Below are 16,560 nucleotides of genomic sequence, written 5' to 3'. Positions count from 1 at the left end.
CCGCAGTGAAGAAGTTCGAATTGCCAGCAGCAACATTGCAAGTGCAATTCGACCTCACTGTTCCTCGATCGATTTTCGTCCGCGCCGACGAGCTGAAAGCACGGCAATGCCTTTCAGACCGAACGTTCTGCAGGTGTCCCAGAAAAGTGCTGCGAGTCAGGCGTCCGGCGCTTACCGGATCCGCCTACCCGATCATCTACCTGACCACGATCGGCGATGTTGTTCACGTGCGGCATGCGTTCCGGAAGAAACCACAGGCAAAGGCCAAACGCGACGTCGATCTCGCCAAAGCACGACTTAGACCAGCTCAAAAGCTCCCAGCGGCCGTCAGCCTGATTGCGAGCGGATCGACCGGGTGGATGACGGAATCCATCACCCCATTTTGGCATACCGCGGCCGGAGCGGTTTGCACGGGATAGCAGAGATTGAAGTAGCTGTCGGACTTGATCAGTGATCCATAGGCATAAGATATCTGGCTTGTTCTGGCATTGAACAGGTTGAGCACATCGAGTTGCACGCGCCAGCCATTGTCCGTCCGGTAGCCGATGCGTCCGTTGACCACGCTGATCGGCTGGGAGCGGAACGCATTGTCTTCGGTCAGCGGAGTTGATCCCAGATAGCGCCAGCGAAGCGCGCCAAACCAGCCGGTTCTATCGCCGAGCGTCACACCTGCCGACGCGACGACCGCGGGGGCATTGGGAATGTAGTTGCCCGGCGCATTGCCGATCTGGGCTAGAGGATATCCTAAAAGCGAATCGTAAACGGCGGCCTGCTCGCTGTCATATCCGATGAACCTGGCATGGGTCATCGCGAGATCGGCGTCGAACTCGATCCACGAACGGGGCCGGAAATGGTTGGTCCATTCCACGCCATAGCGCCGGCTTGGGCGGCTTGCTGAGGTGTCGCCGGCATCGCCGCTGAAGACGATCTCGGAGTCCTGGTCAAGCAGGAACAGGCTGAGCGAGGACTCGAGATTTGAGATGATTTTGGTGCGGACCCCGACCTCTGCTCCCCTGGTTCGCACCAGCAAAGGCGAAGTAGAGAGCTTCGTGTCGGAATCGCCCGGTGCTTCCGTGATCGTCGCACCGCGCGCATCATTGCTGTGCATACCGAGGCCTGCGCCCAGGAAAAATTCGGTTCTGTTGAACGGACCGAGCACCATGGTGAATTTGGGACTGCCGATCCCCGCGTTGACGTGGCCAGAGTTGTTGCTGTCGAACACCGAGGTGACGTGAGCGTCGTAGTAATCGCCGCGCCAGCCGAGCGTGGTGCGCAGCCAGTCGGTCCAGCGGACCGTGTTCTGGGCGTAGATGCCAACGCTACCTTCTCCGACCCGGTCGCTGCGAACGTTCGACAGGAAGCTGCGCTGGTAGGTGTCCGTCAGCGCGAGACCAATGGCATCATAGCGGGTTTGGATTCCGAAAGTCGTCTCCATTGGCCGGCCTGCGAATGAGCCGTTGACGGTCCGCGACGCATTGGCGCCGGCCATGACGCGGTCATCGCGCTGGTGAAACTGATCGCCGAATTCGGGATTGTCGAGGAAATAAGTGAAGTTGTTGAAGAGGTCGAGCGTGCTCTTCACAGCGAAGGCATTCGCCTTCCACGATCCCGTATCATCGGTGCCCGCGATACGCGCCGAGAGCGCGAAGCGATCGGTGTTGCCTCCATCGGTCGGATCGATTGCCCCAAACCGGCCGATCTCGCCGGACGTGATTGCGCGCAACGGGATCTGATCGGTCGAATTCCAGCGATTGGTGTAGGCCATGCCGGTGATCGACAGGCCATCCAGCGCCGTTCCCTGGGTATAGCGCACCAGACCATTCAGCTTGCGCGTGTCGTCGGGACTATCCCACGGGCCGTTGTAAGTCCCGGCTTCGCCTGCAACGAGCAGCGTTCCATCGCCGACCTTGCTCGAGCTCATGCTGAACAGTCGCCTGTAGCCGAAGCTGCCAAGAGTGACCTGCGCTAAGCTGTTCTCGACGCGATCGATCAGGGAAATGTGCAGATTGCCGACAGAGCTGAAATCGCCCTCGTCCGCGAAGTAGGGCCCCTTGCGTACGTCGAGTGCGTTGATCGTTTCCGGCATCAGCCAATTGAGGTCCGCGTAGCCCTGGCCATGCGCATGGGTGCGCATATTGACCGGCACGTCGTCGACATAGATCGCCATGTCGGTGCCGTGATCCAAATTATAGCCGCGCAAGAAATATTGGTTGGCTTTGCCTTCGCCCGAATGCTGCGTCACGATCAGGCCAGGAACGGCCTCGAGGACTTCCCCGGGACGCGCCACGGGACGCGCATTGATGGTATCACCGGTCACCGTGATCTGACTCGCCATGCTCGGCGGCGAGACAGGGCCGGAGCCTGCGTTGGGTGCGCCGGACCCGGCAACCGGCGCGGGCTCTCGATCGGATGCGGTTCGTTGTCGAAATGATCGCGCGTCGGCCCTGACGATGCGCCTGGAAGACCGGTTGACCCTGACGGGCTTGCTCGGCGCTTCGACCGCGATTGGTGGCAGGATTGTCGGCTTCGTGGCCCCCGTGACGTCCGGGCCCGATGTCTCGGAGGCGGACTGCGACTGGGCCCAAGCCGACTGTTGAACTGCGAGAACCAGGATCGCTGCGAACGACAACTGACGCCAACCGCCGGACACGCCCTTACCCCTACGAAGCTTGCAAAGCGCCACGTCTGCCCGGCTCGGCTCTGAGGCCCGTTCGGAGTTTTCTGGTCGCTGTCATGGGGCTCCTACCGAGCCGACGCGACAGTATGATGTCGGCTCATGAACATCATACCGATCGGCAATCTGGGGATCATTGTCTCGGCTGTCAAATGGCCGTCATTATCGATGAAATAATCTGCGATCGAACGGGTGCTTTGATGCGATCGCCGCCGGCATCTTGGCCGGACAATAATCGCAGGACATTCATCCACTCGCTTGCATCCTCTTCTCCCCGAGTGAGATGGACGCGAGGTCAGCGGCCGCACGCAGTAAACCAGGGACGACGGCATGCAATCCGACGCGAATGTCGACGCGCGGCACTCAAGACGTGACTTTACCATCACGACTGGCATCAATGAGACATCTGCCTCGCGGTCTGACCTACGGACCGATCGTGATTGGACGCTGATAGCCATCGTCGCGACGTCCGGATTTGCCGGCCTTGGCTACGAGATCGTGTGGACGCGCCAGCTCAGCCTCGCGCTCGGCACCGAGATGATGGCGGTTCTCGGAGCGATTGCCGGCTTTTTTTCCGGGCTCGCGCTTGGCGCCTTTGCCCTCGACGGCTTGATCCGTCGCGCATCTTCGCCGCGATATGTCTATGCGATCCTCGAGGCCGTGATCGGCCTCTGGGGCTTGACCGCGATCTGGCTCCTTCCCGCTGCAGGCCGCGTCATGGCTCCCTTGCTCGGCACCACGCCGGCGCCGGCGCTGCTCTGGGCGGCGAGCTTCGCACTCCCGACCCTCACGCTCATGCCCGCAACCGTCGCCATGGGCGGGACCCTCGCGGCACTGGAGCGAATGACCCGCGAAGCTCGCAGCGATGCAAAGGTCAGCGCCGGTGTCTACGGCGCAAATACCGCTGGTGCCGTGGCCGGTACCCTCGCCTGCGCTTTTCTCCTGATTCCCTCGCTTGGATTTTCAGGCACGCTGATCTGCCTTGCCGGAATGAATGGGCTGTGCGCCCTCGCGGCAGTGATGATCGGATCGACCTCCGGTCGCGGCACGATCAAAACCGAAGACTCGATACGACACGGCTTCGGCGGCTTGCGGCTCAGCTTTACCCTGTTCGCGACCGGTCTGCTCGGAATCGCGTTCGAAGTCCTTGTGGTCCGGCTTGCCGCACAGGTCATGCAGGACACGGTGTATACATTCGCCGGTCTTCTGGCGGCTTATTTGCTTGGCACCGCGGCTGGAGGCCTCCTCTGGCAGCGGGCCGGGCGCAATGCCGGAGACGGAAGCCTCGCCTGGCTACTCGCCGCGGCGGCGCTCGCTTGCCTGATCACCGCCGTACTCACGTCCTTCATTGCAGGAATTGCCGAGACCGCTGTCGAAGCTGGCATCGCTGGCGAGCTGGCGGTCGCGATCGCGTTGTTCCTGTTGCCGGCGACCGCGATGGGGGCGCTGTTCGGCCACCTTGCCCAGCAAGTGCGCGACCGCCGCGGGTCGCTCGGCTGGGCGGTGGGCATCAACAGCATAGGCGCCTCGATCGCTCCGCTAACGACGGCACAAATCCTCATCCCAGCATTCGGCGCCTGGACCTCGCTCATCCCGATCGCGTTGGGTTACCTGCTCCTGCTCCCGTTCAGGCGCGCTGCGGCGCTGCAGTCAGCGATACCAGCGTGCATCGCTCTCGTCCTGCTGCTTCGGCCTGCGCCAACGCTCGTCAAGATACCTCCTGGGGGCAAGCTGCTCGCTCTCAGAGAAGGGCCTATGGCGACCGCAAGCGTCGTGGATGATGCAACGGGTGCTCGCTATCTGGAAGTCAATGGTCGCTTCCGCATGGGAGGCACGAGCTCCGTCCGCTCCGACTATCGCCAAGCCATGCTGCCGCTGCTGCTGCATGAGCGGCCGCACAAGGCGTTGTTTCTAGGCATCGGGACCGGTGCGACGGTGGTCGGGGGCGCGCAGATGCCTGGCACCAACGTGCATGGGGTCGAACTGTCGCGCGAGGTCATCGACCTGCTGCCCTGGTTTGCCAATCCAGCAGTCACCGGTGAACCGCCTCGGTTGACCGTCGCAGATGCACGCCGGTTCGTGGCCGCCGACTCCGACAGCTACGACGTGATTGTCGCCGATCTCTTTCATCCGGCCCTCGACGGAAGCGGGTCGCTCTACACCGTCGAGCATTTCGCAGCCATCAAGCAGCGATTGGCGCCCGGCGGCATCTTCTGCCAGTGGTTGCCGCTCTACCAGCTTGATCTGCCGTCCCTGCGCGCAATCATTCGGGCATTTCTTGAGGTCTATCCCGACGGCTCGGCATGGCTCAACCACTATAGCGTCCGCACGCCCATGCTGGCGCTGATCGGCCCCCGCAACGGAGGCCGCGTCGATTCGCGCGCGCTCGCGTCCCGCCTGCTCGATCCCCGCGTCCGCCCCGCCGTTCGCCCCCTCGGATTCGAGACGCCGCTCGATCTGCTTGGCCAATTTGTTGGGGGTCGACGCGCTCTGGCTGCATTCGCCGGAGAGGGGACGCGCAACACGGACGACTATCCCTTCGTCGCATTCGACGCGCAGCGAAACGTTCGTGCGTTGTCGGCACCGCCCTGGTCGCTCTTACTCTCCGTAATTCGTTCCATTCGGCCCCAGGCAGCAGAACTGTTGGATGCGCCCGAGCATGAGATCTGGAGCGACCGACTGACCGCCTACTGGCAGGCGCGAAATCGCTTCATCGAAGCGGGCGCGGCGTTACCCGGTGATCCCCGCGGTGCAGCCCTGATCGCCGCCGCGGCTCCGGGATTGCTCGACGCGATTCGTCTCAGTCCCGAGTTCGAACCGGCTTACGCACCTCTGATCGGTATGGCAAAGTCGTTGATGGCGTCCGACCACGCGGCCGCCGCGCGCCTCCTGCGCTCGATCGACGAAGCCGCGCCCTTGCGTACGGATGCCAAGGACCTGCTCATCCGCGAATTCGGACGATGACGGATGCCGCGCAGGTCGGCGGCTCCTAGGGCGCGAAGCTGATCCGATAGCCCCAGCAATCGAGATGATCAGGCATTGCGTTGAAGGCGATCGTCATGCGTTGCGGTCCCTGATTCCTGGGCACCTCATGATAGACGTAGCTCGGGAACAGTACGAGATCTCCCGGTTCGGCCTCCGGCAGCACGTATTTGCCGGCGTTGAAGGGACCGACCGCGGCGCTCTTGGTATGATGCCGAAACGAGAATTCGAATCCGCCCGGCGGGCGCACGAAGACCGTCTTGCACGCCGGATGCGACGGGGTCAGGTAAAAGATTCCCGAGATGAAGCTGTTGGCATGTGAATGCAGCGTCTGGCTACCTCCGGACTCCAGCATGTTGGTCCACATCTCCTTGACCGTCCAACGGAGCTTTTCGCCGAAAAGCAGGACGCCGAATTCTTCCAGCTTCGGGATCGCGACGTTCGCGATCTCCCGGAAGAGTTTGTTGTTACCCGGATCTGCCACCTCGGTGTGGAACAGTTGGTCGGATCGCAGATTGGCCTCGATACGGGCATTGCGGATCGCCACCACGGCGGCTTCGTTGAGCGTGGGATTCAAGAGCCCCGGCGAGCGCATGAGCGGAATCGGAAAAAGAGCCTCGATCTGATCCATATCGTGATCCAACGTGCTGAAAGATGGCCGGACGATAATTTGCCGGACATGACATGGCGATGACAAAAGACGAGATCTCTCGCGCGCCAAAAAAACTCGCTCGCGCGGACAGCGGCTACTCGTCGGCTCTGAGGACTTTCAGCTTCTCACCGGGCGGCAGTTCGTGCCGCCTCTCCCTGGTCTCTTCAACCGCACGCGCCGCCATTTCGAGGCAATCATCGAATTCGCCATTCCCCGCCTCCACCATGGCCTGATGGAGATCGCGCTCGGCAAAATATCGCGACAGATTGTCTGCCGGCAGAGCAGCGGCCAATGCGGAAGCTTCCTTCACGGCAAGTTCGCACTCTTCGCGATCGGGCTCGGCGCGGGCTGGGGTGCCCGATGCCAGGCCCGAAAGCCCGAGCAAAAGGACGAACGCTCGGCGACTAAATCCCGACAACATGGATCTGATCAGGCTTGGGCAGGGATCGCATTAGGAGTCTCGTCGAAAACTTTCTGGCGGGGCACCGCGAGGCCCCCGCCAGAACCGTCTACAGTTCGCGCCACCCGCGATTAATCGTGGCCGTGATCGTGGTCGTTATCAGCGCGGCGGCTGGCCAGCCGTTCGGCGAGCTCCGCATTCTTTTCCACCAGAAGCTTCGGCGTACCTTCCGGCCGGATGAAGATCGGGTTCGCATAGAACCAGACGTTCGAATAGGCCTGAACGTCGTAGGTCACCTTCTTCACGCCGTTGACCGTCTGAAGATGAGCAGGACAGGCGGCATCCGTGCAGCTAACCTGGGCATTGGTCAGGTCGATCAGAGGATTGCCGTGCGTGTCGGTCACATTCGGCGTCGCAGCAGGAATGTTCGTGCCGCGTGCACGGATGTACATCGGCTTGTCGCTTGCAACGAACGTCGTGCGGAACCGGTAACGCGTCGCACCGTTCCGTTCTCTGTCGCTATGCATGTCCTTGGTCGGAATTTGCTGAGCGATGACGGTCGTCTGGTTGTAGACGATCGAAGCACCCGCCACGCCGGCGGCGTTCGGAACGGCATAGCCCGGCGCGCCCGGCTGGATCACCCCGGTGATCTGCCCGGTGATCAGGTCAACGTGGTCGAGATACGGCTTGTTGAGGGGCTGGTTGATGCCAACCTGCTGCAAGAGGGGGTTGTTGAAGCTGTACGGGCTGTTGTTCTTCGCCGGGAGGGTCATCTCCATCTCGAGCGTAATCCTCTCGCCGGGTCTCACGACCAGCGTTTCACCCATCGTCTTCCAATCTTCGCCGCGGGCCTTGGCGCGGAACACGAGATCCGGGCCAATGATGTCGGCATTGACCGAGTAGGAATTGCCCGAACGCATGCCGTCGACGATCGACTGCGCACTGAAGCGCTCGCGGTTGGGAACGTAGAGCTTGGTATATTCGCCGGGGATGAAGTCGGAGGTCGTGAACGAGTCACGCGCGCCGCCCGCACCGCGATTGTGCCAGTCGGAGCTCACATACATGAAGAAGTTGCGCCCCTCTCCGAGCAGGCCGTCCCACAGGCCACCAACCTTTGCGGTGTAAACGCCGGACATTCCGTAGGTGCCGCCGCCGACCGCGTTGGATTCATAAGAGCCCGAACCACCCGTGATGGTGCCCTGCGCCATGTGGCCCGGAGATTCGATGCCGAACGCCACGGTCGGACCGGCATTGTTGAAATCACGGAAATGCTCGATGTTGTAGCCCTTGCTGGACGACGCGCTGAACGGCCCCTGACGCTCGGTATGCGTCGGGATTGCATAGGATTGCAGCGGGTGATTTGCCTGCAGCCACTGAATTCCCGTAAGGGCCTTGCCGTGACCGGCGGTGCCGGAATTGTTCACGTTGTCCTTGCCCGGCCAGAGCGGACTGTTGCCGACATCGACAGGGCCGATCGCATCGGTATCGGCCCGATCGAAACGATATTCGAACTCAGCCATCTTGTCGGCATTGCCGTAGCCGCGCGGGTTCTGCCCGGCAATGACGGCGACGTCCGTGTGTTCGTGGCCGGGAACAATCCACTCGAGGCCTTCCACCAGCACCTTGTTATACATCGCGGTGCGGTCAACGATGATTGGATACTCAACTTCACGGATCGACTGCCAGCGCCACATTGCAGCACTGGTGCCGGTGCCGTTGGGCGTGCCCTTCAGGCTGGTGATCGTAATGCCGTCGATGGTCTTGCCGAGCGTGTCGCTCCAGGTCGTCGTGGTCTCACCCGGAATATTGGCGCTGGTATCACTGAAGCGGCAATCGCGATTGCCCGAGCCGCCGTGATTGCCGAGCGTGAACCAGTCGAGATCGAAATTATTGCCACCCGCCGCCGCAACGCCGGTAGCAACAGCGCGATCAATCGAATAGCCGGCCGCTACGGACCCATCGGTGCACGTATTGTGGTTGTGCATGTCACCGGCGACGTAAGGATTTCCCCGATGTCCGAACCCTTCGCCGCGGTCATCGGCATGCGCCGTGTGCGTCAAAGCCAACGAGACCGACGCTGCCGTCAGCAGGATTTTCTTCGTAGACGAAGCCATGTAGTCGCCCCTTGATGATTTGTGCGAGTCAGGAATTCAAAACAAATCGCCGCAGCCAAGATGTGCGGATTTTGCAGTGGCGCAACCAAAACAGAACTCGGAGACAGTTCCGTGAAGGTTTTGTTTCCGCGTGTACCTCCGCCTGAGAAATCCACCAACTGATCTTCACGTCTACAGTCTATCTCGACGAGCTCGCGCGATTTGCGCGTGACAACGTGCGAGCTTCGCTGCATAAGCCGCTGCGCGCCGTTGCGGCTGTCAGAGATGTGAAGGAAATATGTCAACGCCAGCGATGCCAAACGCCACACAGATTCTTGGAAACACTCCGTCCGATCGATCTGACAGTCCGATCGAAGGACGTTCGGTGAGACGATCACTAAGCTTGCCCGACGTCATCAGCTCACTGACACGAGAGCCGCTCCTACACTTTGCCCTGCTGGGATCGTTGATTTTCGGCGCCGACGCCGCCCTGCATCCACCGGCCAAGGACGACAAGGTCATCACCGTGACCAAAGCCCTGCGCCAGTCCTTCATAGACAATTTCGACGAGGACAAAGCGCGCGTCCCATCCGACGCGGAGCTCAACAAGATGATCGAGAGCTGGGTCGCCAGCGAGATTCTCTATCGTGAAGGCAAGGCGCTTGGTGTCGACAAGGGCGATGACATGATCAGAGACCGCGTCGCATTCAAGCTGCAATTGCTGATATTCGATCAGGTCCGCGTTCCACAACCGACCGAAGAGCAGCTCCGCGCCTGGTTTGCCGCCAACCACGCGCGGTTCGACGAACAGGAGCGCGTGGGATTTTATCTGACACCAGCGACGGACCGGGCGACCGCGCAGAAGCAGCTCGACGACATACTGGGCCAACACGAATCCGAGGAATTGCGAAAGCAGACCCGGGCCATACTGGGACGTCCGGTCGTAAGCCTTGCCGCCTCCTTTGGCGAAAATTTCCGCGATGGGCTTCTAGCGATGCCGGAGGGACAGTGGGGCATTCTGCAGTCGAAAGACGGCTGGCATGTCGCTCGGCTCGATTCCCGCCACCCCGGCAAGCTCGCCAATTTCGACGATGTGCGCGAAGAGGCCGCACGGACCTGGCACACCGAAGAAACGCGCAAGCAGGCCTGGGAGGCGGTTGGCCGGCTCAAGGCCAATTACAAGGTGCGATACGAGCAATGATGATCCGAGCCTGCCAGGCGATCTTGCTTCTTCTCGTCGCGCTCGCCCTGCCTCGTTATGTCCAGGCGCATGAGGCTACGCTCGGCGTGCTCGAATTCCGTGAGGTCCGGCCCGGAGCATTCATCGGCCTCTGGACCATGGAGCCGTCGATCGGCGCCGCACGTGTGGACCTGCGGGTACCACCCCACTGCTTCCTGCGACTGCCCGAGATGAACTGCGGCGAGAAAGGGTTGGTCGGCCCGATCACCATCACCAACCTCGGCGCCGACATGTCGGCCGTCTTGATCAAGATCCTTCCCTTGAGCGGCGAGCCCCGCAGTTACACGATATCGACCGCCAATCCCGTGGTGTCTGTCCTGGGCACGGCCGCTCCGACGCTACAGACGTGGATCGAACTCGCCAGGACCTACGTCAATTACGGCATCGACCATATCCTGCTTGGGGCGGACCATCTGCTGTTCGTGCTCGGACTGATCTGGATCGTCGGTGGCGGATGGAAATTGGTGCAGACCATCACGGCTTTCACGCTCGGGCACAGCGTCTCCCTTGCGGCGGCGGCGTTCGGGCTAATTGGCATCCCGGAACGGCCTCTCAATGCCTGCATTGCGCTCAGCATCGTGTTCGTTGGCGTCGAAATCGTCAAACAGCAGCGCGGCGATCCCGGGCTGACCGCCCGTTATCCCTGGGCCGTGGCCTTTACCTTCGGACTCGTTCACGGCATCGGATTCGCCAGCGCTCTCGCTGGACTTGGGCTCGAGCCTCGCCTGCTCCCCAGGGCCCTCCTCTTCTTCAACGTCGGCGTCGAGATCGGACAGCTCCTGTTCGTGCTGCTGGTGCTCTCCCTGATCTGGGCGCATCGACGGCTCAACGCGGGCCTGCCGCGCTGGGGCGAAGCACTCCCGGCCTATGCAATCGGCTCCATCTCCATGTTCTGGTTCTTTGGCCGGCTGGTCCGCGTTCTGGCGCTCCCATGAAAACACAATGGAAAACGATGTCCACGCGACACACCATCAATGCTCTGACAGCTATCGCAATCCTGGCCCTGGCGCAGCCTGCGTTTGCGCATGAGCAGGCGGGAGTTGGTGGTGGTTTGGTGCAGGGATTGCTACATCCCCTGACCGGCGTCGACCATCTCATCGCGATGGTCGCGGTCGGAATTTGGGGTGCGCAACTCGGCGCGCCGGCGATCTGGGTGCTGCCAATCACATTCCCGCTGGTGATGGCGCTTGGCGGGGTGCTTGGTGTCCTGAAGGTGCCGTTGCCTGTACCGGAGGCGGTCATCGCTATGTCCGCGCTGGTGCTTGGCGCGGCGGTAGCACTGAGATTGCGCCTGCCCTTCGCTGTGGCGGCTATTATCGTAGCTGTCTTTGCGATTTTTCACGGTCACGCGCATGGAGCCGAGCTTCCGACCTCGGCGAATCCTCTGGCTTACGGTCTCGGCTTCGTCGTCGCGACCGGGCTGCTCCACTTGTGCGGAATCCTCATCGGTGCATTGACCCGATGGTCTGCGGGAGAACGCCTCATCCAGGGCCTTGGCGTGGTCATCGCCATCCTCGGTGGCTATTTCCTTGCGCACAGCATCGGAGCGCTGGCATGAGCGCTCCGACCCGACGGATGTCCATCGCCGCTGGCCTGCTGGTCGCAGGCATTCAGCCAGCGAGTGCTCATATCGTCTCTTCTCGGCTCGGCGATTTCTACGCAGGAGCTCTCCATCCCCTAACTGACCTTCAAGATCTTGTCTTGTGGTTCTCGCTTGGCGTCCTGGCAGGATCGCTCGGAGCCGGAAGAGGCCGCTGGATTATGGTGGTATTCCCGTTGGGACTGCTGATTGGGCTGCTGTCTGCCCACGCCATTGGCGCCTTGTCGGCAGGCTCAGCCCTAAACGCTGGAATGACGCTGCTGGTCGGGCTGCTGCTTGCAGCGGCACTGCGTATTCCCACCCTTCTGCTGTGCGCCATGGCGTTCGCCCTGGCTGTCATCCGCGGAGCGGCAAATGCCAGCGACCTCGCGCCTGAGACCGATCGCTTCTTGTTTGCGGCCGGGCTGGGCTGCATCGGGTATGCCGCGATAACACTCGTCATGGCCCTCACAGTCGCGTTTCGGCAAGCCGAATCTCCTATGGTCTGGCGCGGGATCGCGATCCGGGCGCTCGGGGGCTGGATCGCCGCCGTGGGGCTGATGATGGCCGGCCTCTCGCTCGCTTCGTGAACGAGCTGCATCTCATGACACCGGCATGGTTCGTGACAAGCCGAGAATGAACAACCTGGTCACGATCTCCTGTTACACGCTGCTCCTGCTCGCGTGCGGATGGCTAATCTGGACCGACCTTCGCTACGGCATCATCCCGGACTGGATCAACGGCTTGATCGCGGCGCTCGGGCTTGCGCGGGTGCTCGTCATCGACGGCCACTCGACGGCCCTGATCGCAGCATCCCAGGGCCTGCTGACCGGAGGTCTGCTCCTGCTTCTAAGGCACCTCTATTTCCGGTGGCGCGGCATGCAAGGGCTTGGGCTTGGTGATATCAAGTTTCTCGCTGCTGCGACGATCTGGACCGGGCTCCCGGACATGCCGGTTCTGCTATTGGCGGCGACCTCCACGGCGCTGGCCGTCTGCCTCTCCCTGCCGGTTGTCGGGGGTGCCGTCACGGCAAGAACGTCGATTCCGTTCGGGCCTTTCCTGGCCGCAGGTCTACTGGTCGTACTCGCGCTGCAGGCGAACGGCTATGGGATGCAGCTTTAGACAGTCTTTGGTCGAGACTCATAGCGGCGGCCGGCTCCTCGTCGAGTTTGCCCTATTGTCGTAGCCGTCGCGCTCGGCGGTCGCGGGCGCCATCCGAACCTCTCCCTCGCTCGCCTTTCCGGGCTGGGGCATCGAGATGATCGCCGTCTGAGCATCCTTCTCGAGGACAACTTCGCGGCCCTGCACCGCGCGCAGCACCCAGCCGTCACGCTCTTCGCCAAGGCGCAACCGCAGCGATACTTTGCTGGACCGCTCGACGAAGATACCGAAGCTCTCACTCTCTCCAATGACCGTCCCAACCAGCAAGAGGCGCGGTTTCTCCGGCTCCTTCGGACGCGGCGGCGGCGGGCGCACGGTCGCAACCGGCGCCACCACCGGAGCAGGCGGCCGTCGCGAGGCCGAGAAGATCGGACGATCGCGCGTCGCCGACAGGGAGGCCAGTGGAATGCCCCACAATGGATTGGCGCTCTTTGCTGCAGGCTCATTCGATGCCGGCGCCGGGCTAGCGGTCAACGAAGGGCGTTCGGGCTTTTCCACCCCCAACGGGCTCTCCCGCGATGCAATCGAACTCGCGTCCATCGCCTCGTCGCTTGTCGCAGGCGCAATTGCCGCACCGGCCGAGAGACCTGCCATGCTCAGGACGGCGACGCCCCAGCCGATGACCACAAGGCGATGCATCATTTGGATCCTTGCCATTGGCCCGAAACGGTCAACATCACGCGCAGCTTTCCTTCCCCTGTGGTCGCGACAGCCAAGGGGGCCTGCACCACGAGCTGATCGACGAACAGGAACGGAAGACCCGCCTCCAGGTCGTAGAGGAGCTGCTGCACGGCCGGCTGTTCGATCTCGCAACTTGCCACCACACTGACGAACCCGGCCTTCGATTGTAGCTCGACCTGAGTCGAGAGCACATTGCCGCCGACCTTGGTCGTGGCTTCCGCCACCCGCTGCACCAGTGCAGCGCCGGCGACCGTGACTGTCTTTCCATCAAGAAACGCCGAACCTTGCGGCGCCGCCGAGTTGTTCTTGCCGCGACGTTCGCCCCGCACCGGTCGCCCCTCGAACTGAGCCAACATATCGGCAGCGCTATTGCGCTGGTCATATCGGGCAAGCAGATCGACGAGCGAATTTGCGATCAGCCACAGCAAAGCAATGACGACAAGCCCATAGAGCGAGGCAGCCAAAGCAGGAGACGATAGAAAGACCTTTCGAAGGAGCGCAGACCCGTTCATGCCCCTTCCCCGAAATAGGCATTCACGTGAGCCTCGATATGAAAGCGCTCGCCAGGCTCGTTCGGTGATCTGGTCGTCGGCGCATAGAATGTAGCTCGACTGAACTGAGGTGACTGCTCAATCAGCCGGATCAGCGTCGGCGCGTCCTGAGTCAATCCTGCCAATTGCAACCGATCACCCTCGATACGCAGATCCGTGACGTAGGTCCCGTCGGGCAGGAGCTTGGAAAGATGATCGAGCACCAGGACGTTCGCTGGCGTCGTTTGCTTGCGCCGGGCGAGCAACGTTTCGGCTGTGGACGCGCCCCCGTTCGGGCTGAGCCTCAAGGCCGCGCGCTGGCGTGCAATCGCGGCGCGCAGGTCCTGCAATTCCCCGTCCACGACAGTACCGAGCAACATCGTCGCGACCAGAGTCACAGCGGTTGTGGCCGCAACACCAAGGAGAACGAACTTCAGCAGCTTAGCAAGATCTCGTCCACCGGCAATTGCCGAGCGAAGACCGGCCTTGAACAGCATGATTGACCGCGAGCCCGATCCGTCGTCGGCATTGATCGCGACGGCGGCTGCTCCGGCGCGATCGGCGAACTGAACCAGCGGTACGACGGCGGCGCGCGGTACTGCCGCCAAAATGAGACCAATGCGTTCGTTAGGCGCCGACTGCGGCGCGCTCAAGCCAAAGAAGGCCTGATCGGCGGTCCAAGGTGTCAGGCGATCGATCTGGGAGCGGACCATGCCATCCAGAAATGGTTCTGCCTGTTTGGGAAAGTCGAGCTGTCGAACCAGAACCTCGTGGAGGGCAAGATGAATGTCCATTGCGCAGCCGCGCAGAACGCCAATCCAGTCGGCCGGTAAGGCGCGATCGTCGGCCAGCCGAACTTCAACATCGGGCAGCGGCGGTTTGCCTCTGGATTGCTGCGCGACTCGCAGCGTCAGCGTGTCCGCACCGTTGTGGCGGGCGCTGATCTGGCGACGCCGTTGCAACCGATCCGCCATCTGTTCGATCGCCGCGGCCACCGTCGCACTCCAGGCGGCAAGTCCCGCCTCGATGTCGGTTGCAAGCTTCATGACGCCCGACGCGCAACGCGCGCGTTCCTTGTTTGCGGACCCTCGTCCTCTTGCGATAAAACCCGATAAGGCAAATCCCCTTCACCCGGCGCGATCACCGCCACCGAGCCACGGCGCCAGCCGGTCGCCCCGCTCACGGAGATATGCAGTCTCCAGGCCCTGCTCTTGGCCGTTGTCGCAGTGCTACCCGCTGGCCCCAGAGCCTGCGCGACTGCCGAAATATCCGCCGACAATGAATTCCGCGATGCGAGGAAATCCTTCAGGATCAACGGCGTCATTCCCGGCAGCGCGGCGATCACTTCAGGCGCGGCGGTCAAGACGTCTATCCCGGCTGACCCATTGAACACCGTGACGAATGGCATGGCCCGATCGACCAACCAGGGCGGCGGACCGAGCACGAGTGGGAGCTCTTCGACATGGGCAAAGGGCGCGAGCCTCGGCCCGTAATTGCGCCCGGCGGAAGCATAGAGTGCCTCTTCCGCCTGCTCAGCCGCCTTGTCTGCAGGCTTCGTGCGCCAAGCCACCACGCGTTCCGCGTAGTCATTCGCCGCCTCGCCATCGGCGCCGAGCGTCGCAAACAAGTTGGCAATCATCTCCTTCGGCGCAGCATTGAGATCGATCCGGGCCGCTTCCGTCACGAACGAGACCGCAACCTCGTCATCGCCCAGCCGAACTCGAAATCCGCCCTGCTTCGGGCGCTCCTCCGCCTTGGCCAGGAGCAATTGATAAGCCGCGAGCTCGACACCTGCAGTGACAAGCGCGTCTGCCTGCAAGGCCTCATCGCCAATGCGCAGCACGCGTGCCGAGCTCGAAAGATGCTGGGAAAAGATCACGACGAGCGCCGCCAGCGCCGCCAGAATCCACAGCGCCGCCACCAGGATAAATCCATCCCGAGCATCTTCCTGACGTGGCGGATACCTCATCGATAGCGACATCAGTCCTTCGCTCCGCTAGAAGCGACATTCGGCGTCTTCGGCTGGTCCTGTCCGGACTCGCTGCAGTCGTTCTTGCCCTCGTCGCAGCCCACTGCCGGCGCGTCGACATGGATGTGCGCCACGGTCGACATCACCGGTACGCCTCCTCGACTGTTGTCGTGAACAGTCAGCCGAACGGCAGAAGGCAGCCGGTCCGCATCGCGCCAATCCGGTTTCCAGGTGAGCGTCCGATCCGCATAGGCGAACGACAGGCGGAACGGAGACGCAAGCAGCATCACACGATCGGAAAGATGCAGCGATTCGGACATCGACACACCTACGAGCAAGGGTGCGAAGCTTGTTCTGGCCCGCACGAGCCCAAGATCGCGTCCATTGGCCATCTCGCCAATCTGTACGATATCCAGCCCGCGCCCGGCATTCGGTCCAATTGCCTTGCGCACGAAGGTGACGATCAGCTCTCGTCCCTCAAAAAGCGGTTGCTTCTGTTCACGATTGGCCGGAACAAATTCGGCGGCCGAGAGATCGTCGGCGATTCTGCGCAGTGCCAGGCCCAGCATCTCCGCCCGCTGGGCGCGATCGACACCGCG

15 protein-coding genes are annotated in these 16,560 nt (G+C 62.1%); 6 read left to right on the top strand and 9 right to left on the bottom strand.

Going from position 1 to position 16,560, the window contains the following annotated elements:
- Nucleotides 1-307: 307 nt before the first annotated feature.
- A complete protein-coding gene (locus MTX21_RS02880) occupies nucleotides 308-2,335 on the bottom strand; it encodes a TonB-dependent receptor (RefSeq protein WP_280970427.1) in 2,028 nt (675 codons plus the stop codon).
- Nucleotides 2,336-3,391: 1,056 nt separating this feature from the next.
- On the opposite strand from MTX21_RS02880, the gene MTX21_RS02875 reads away from it, so the two are divergent.
- The gene (locus MTX21_RS02875; RefSeq protein WP_280971357.1) at nucleotides 3,392-5,638 is read left to right on the top strand and encodes a spermidine synthase; all 2,247 of its coding nucleotides are present in this window, start codon (nucleotides 3,392-3,394) and stop codon (nucleotides 5,636-5,638) included.
- A gap of 25 nt (nucleotides 5,639-5,663) precedes the next feature.
- On the opposite strand, the gene MTX21_RS02870 is transcribed toward MTX21_RS02875, so the two are convergent.
- The 3 genes from MTX21_RS02870 to MTX21_RS02860 form a co-directional block, all read right to left on the bottom strand.
- Nucleotides 5,664-6,287 carry a putative 2OG-Fe(II) oxygenase gene (locus MTX21_RS02870; protein WP_280970425.1) on the bottom strand — a complete coding sequence of 208 codons (624 nt, stop codon included), beginning with the start codon at nucleotides 6,285-6,287 and terminating at the stop codon, nucleotides 5,664-5,666.
- 115 nt (nucleotides 6,288-6,402) lie between these two features.
- A complete protein-coding gene (locus tag MTX21_RS02865; RefSeq protein ID WP_280970424.1) occupies nucleotides 6,403-6,693 on the bottom strand; it encodes a hypothetical protein in 291 nt (96 codons plus the stop codon).
- Nucleotides 6,694-6,839: 146 nt separating this feature from the next.
- Nucleotides 6,840-8,822: a hypothetical protein gene (locus tag MTX21_RS02860; RefSeq protein WP_280970423.1), complete on the bottom strand. Its 1,983-nt coding sequence runs from the start codon at nucleotides 8,820-8,822 to the stop codon at nucleotides 6,840-6,842.
- 382 nt (nucleotides 8,823-9,204) lie between these two features.
- Here MTX21_RS02860 and MTX21_RS02855 point away from each other — a divergent pair, with 382 nt between their 5' ends.
- Genes MTX21_RS02855 through MTX21_RS02835 form a run of 5 tightly spaced genes read left to right on the top strand, consistent with a single transcriptional unit; the run spans nucleotide 9,205 to nucleotide 12,742 of the window.
- Nucleotides 9,205-10,002 (top strand): peptidylprolyl isomerase, encoded by a 798-nt coding sequence (locus MTX21_RS02855; protein WP_280970422.1) that lies wholly within the window; start codon nucleotides 9,205-9,207, stop codon nucleotides 10,000-10,002.
- Entirely contained in the window at nucleotides 9,999-10,976 is a 978-nt protein-coding gene (locus tag MTX21_RS02850; protein ID WP_280970421.1) for a HupE/UreJ family protein, read from the top strand. The genes MTX21_RS02855 and MTX21_RS02850 overlap by 4 nt, the downstream gene beginning before the upstream one ends.
- Before the next feature lie 17 nt (nucleotides 10,977-10,993).
- On the top strand, nucleotides 10,994-11,599 hold the full coding sequence (locus MTX21_RS02845; protein ID WP_280970952.1) for a HupE/UreJ family protein: 606 nt from the start codon (nucleotides 10,994-10,996) through the stop codon (nucleotides 11,597-11,599).
- Nucleotides 11,596-12,210 (top strand): HupE/UreJ family protein, encoded by a 615-nt coding sequence (locus MTX21_RS02840; protein ID WP_280970420.1) that lies wholly within the window; start codon nucleotides 11,596-11,598, stop codon nucleotides 12,208-12,210. The genes MTX21_RS02845 and MTX21_RS02840 overlap by 4 nt, the downstream gene beginning before the upstream one ends.
- A 46-nt stretch (nucleotides 12,211-12,256) precedes the next feature.
- On the top strand, nucleotides 12,257-12,742 hold the full coding sequence (locus MTX21_RS02835; protein ID WP_280970419.1) for an A24 family peptidase: 486 nt from the start codon (nucleotides 12,257-12,259) through the stop codon (nucleotides 12,740-12,742).
- Between the two features lie 18 nt (nucleotides 12,743-12,760).
- Here the strand turns inward: MTX21_RS02835 and MTX21_RS02830 are convergent, their stop codons facing one another.
- From MTX21_RS02830 to MTX21_RS02810, 5 genes are read right to left on the bottom strand one after another with little or no spacing between them, the layout of a single operon-like run.
- Nucleotides 12,761-13,423 carry a general secretion pathway protein GspN gene (locus MTX21_RS02830; RefSeq protein WP_280971356.1) on the bottom strand — a complete coding sequence of 221 codons (663 nt, stop codon included), beginning with the start codon at nucleotides 13,421-13,423 and terminating at the stop codon, nucleotides 12,761-12,763.
- Nucleotides 13,420-13,974 carry a type II secretion system protein GspM gene (gene gspM, locus MTX21_RS02825; RefSeq protein WP_280970417.1) on the bottom strand — a complete coding sequence of 185 codons (555 nt, stop codon included), beginning with the start codon at nucleotides 13,972-13,974 and terminating at the stop codon, nucleotides 13,420-13,422. Before gspM ends, MTX21_RS02830 begins: the two co-directional genes overlap by 4 nt.
- Nucleotides 13,971-15,038, bottom strand: coding sequence for a PilN domain-containing protein (locus tag MTX21_RS02820; RefSeq protein WP_280970416.1), 1,068 nt, complete (start codon nucleotides 15,036-15,038; stop codon nucleotides 13,971-13,973). The genes gspM and MTX21_RS02820 overlap by 4 nt, the downstream gene beginning before the upstream one ends.
- Complete coding sequence (locus MTX21_RS02815; protein ID WP_348637473.1) at nucleotides 15,035-15,913, bottom strand: type II secretion system minor pseudopilin GspK; 879 nt, start codon at nucleotides 15,911-15,913, stop codon at nucleotides 15,035-15,037. The genes MTX21_RS02820 and MTX21_RS02815 overlap by 4 nt, the downstream gene beginning before the upstream one ends.
- Before the next feature lie 59 nt (nucleotides 15,914-15,972).
- Complete coding sequence (locus MTX21_RS02810; RefSeq protein ID WP_280970414.1) at nucleotides 15,973-16,530, bottom strand: general secretion pathway protein GspJ; 558 nt, start codon at nucleotides 16,528-16,530, stop codon at nucleotides 15,973-15,975.
- Nucleotides 16,531-16,560: the final 30 nt, after the last annotated feature.

This window comes from Bradyrhizobium sp. ISRA430 (assembly GCF_029909975.1).
In the GTDB taxonomy this organism is placed as follows: domain Bacteria; phylum Pseudomonadota; class Alphaproteobacteria; order Rhizobiales; family Xanthobacteraceae; genus Bradyrhizobium.
Note: the sequence above shows the minus strand (reverse complement) of the source record. Positions and strands in the feature narration are given on the sequence as shown.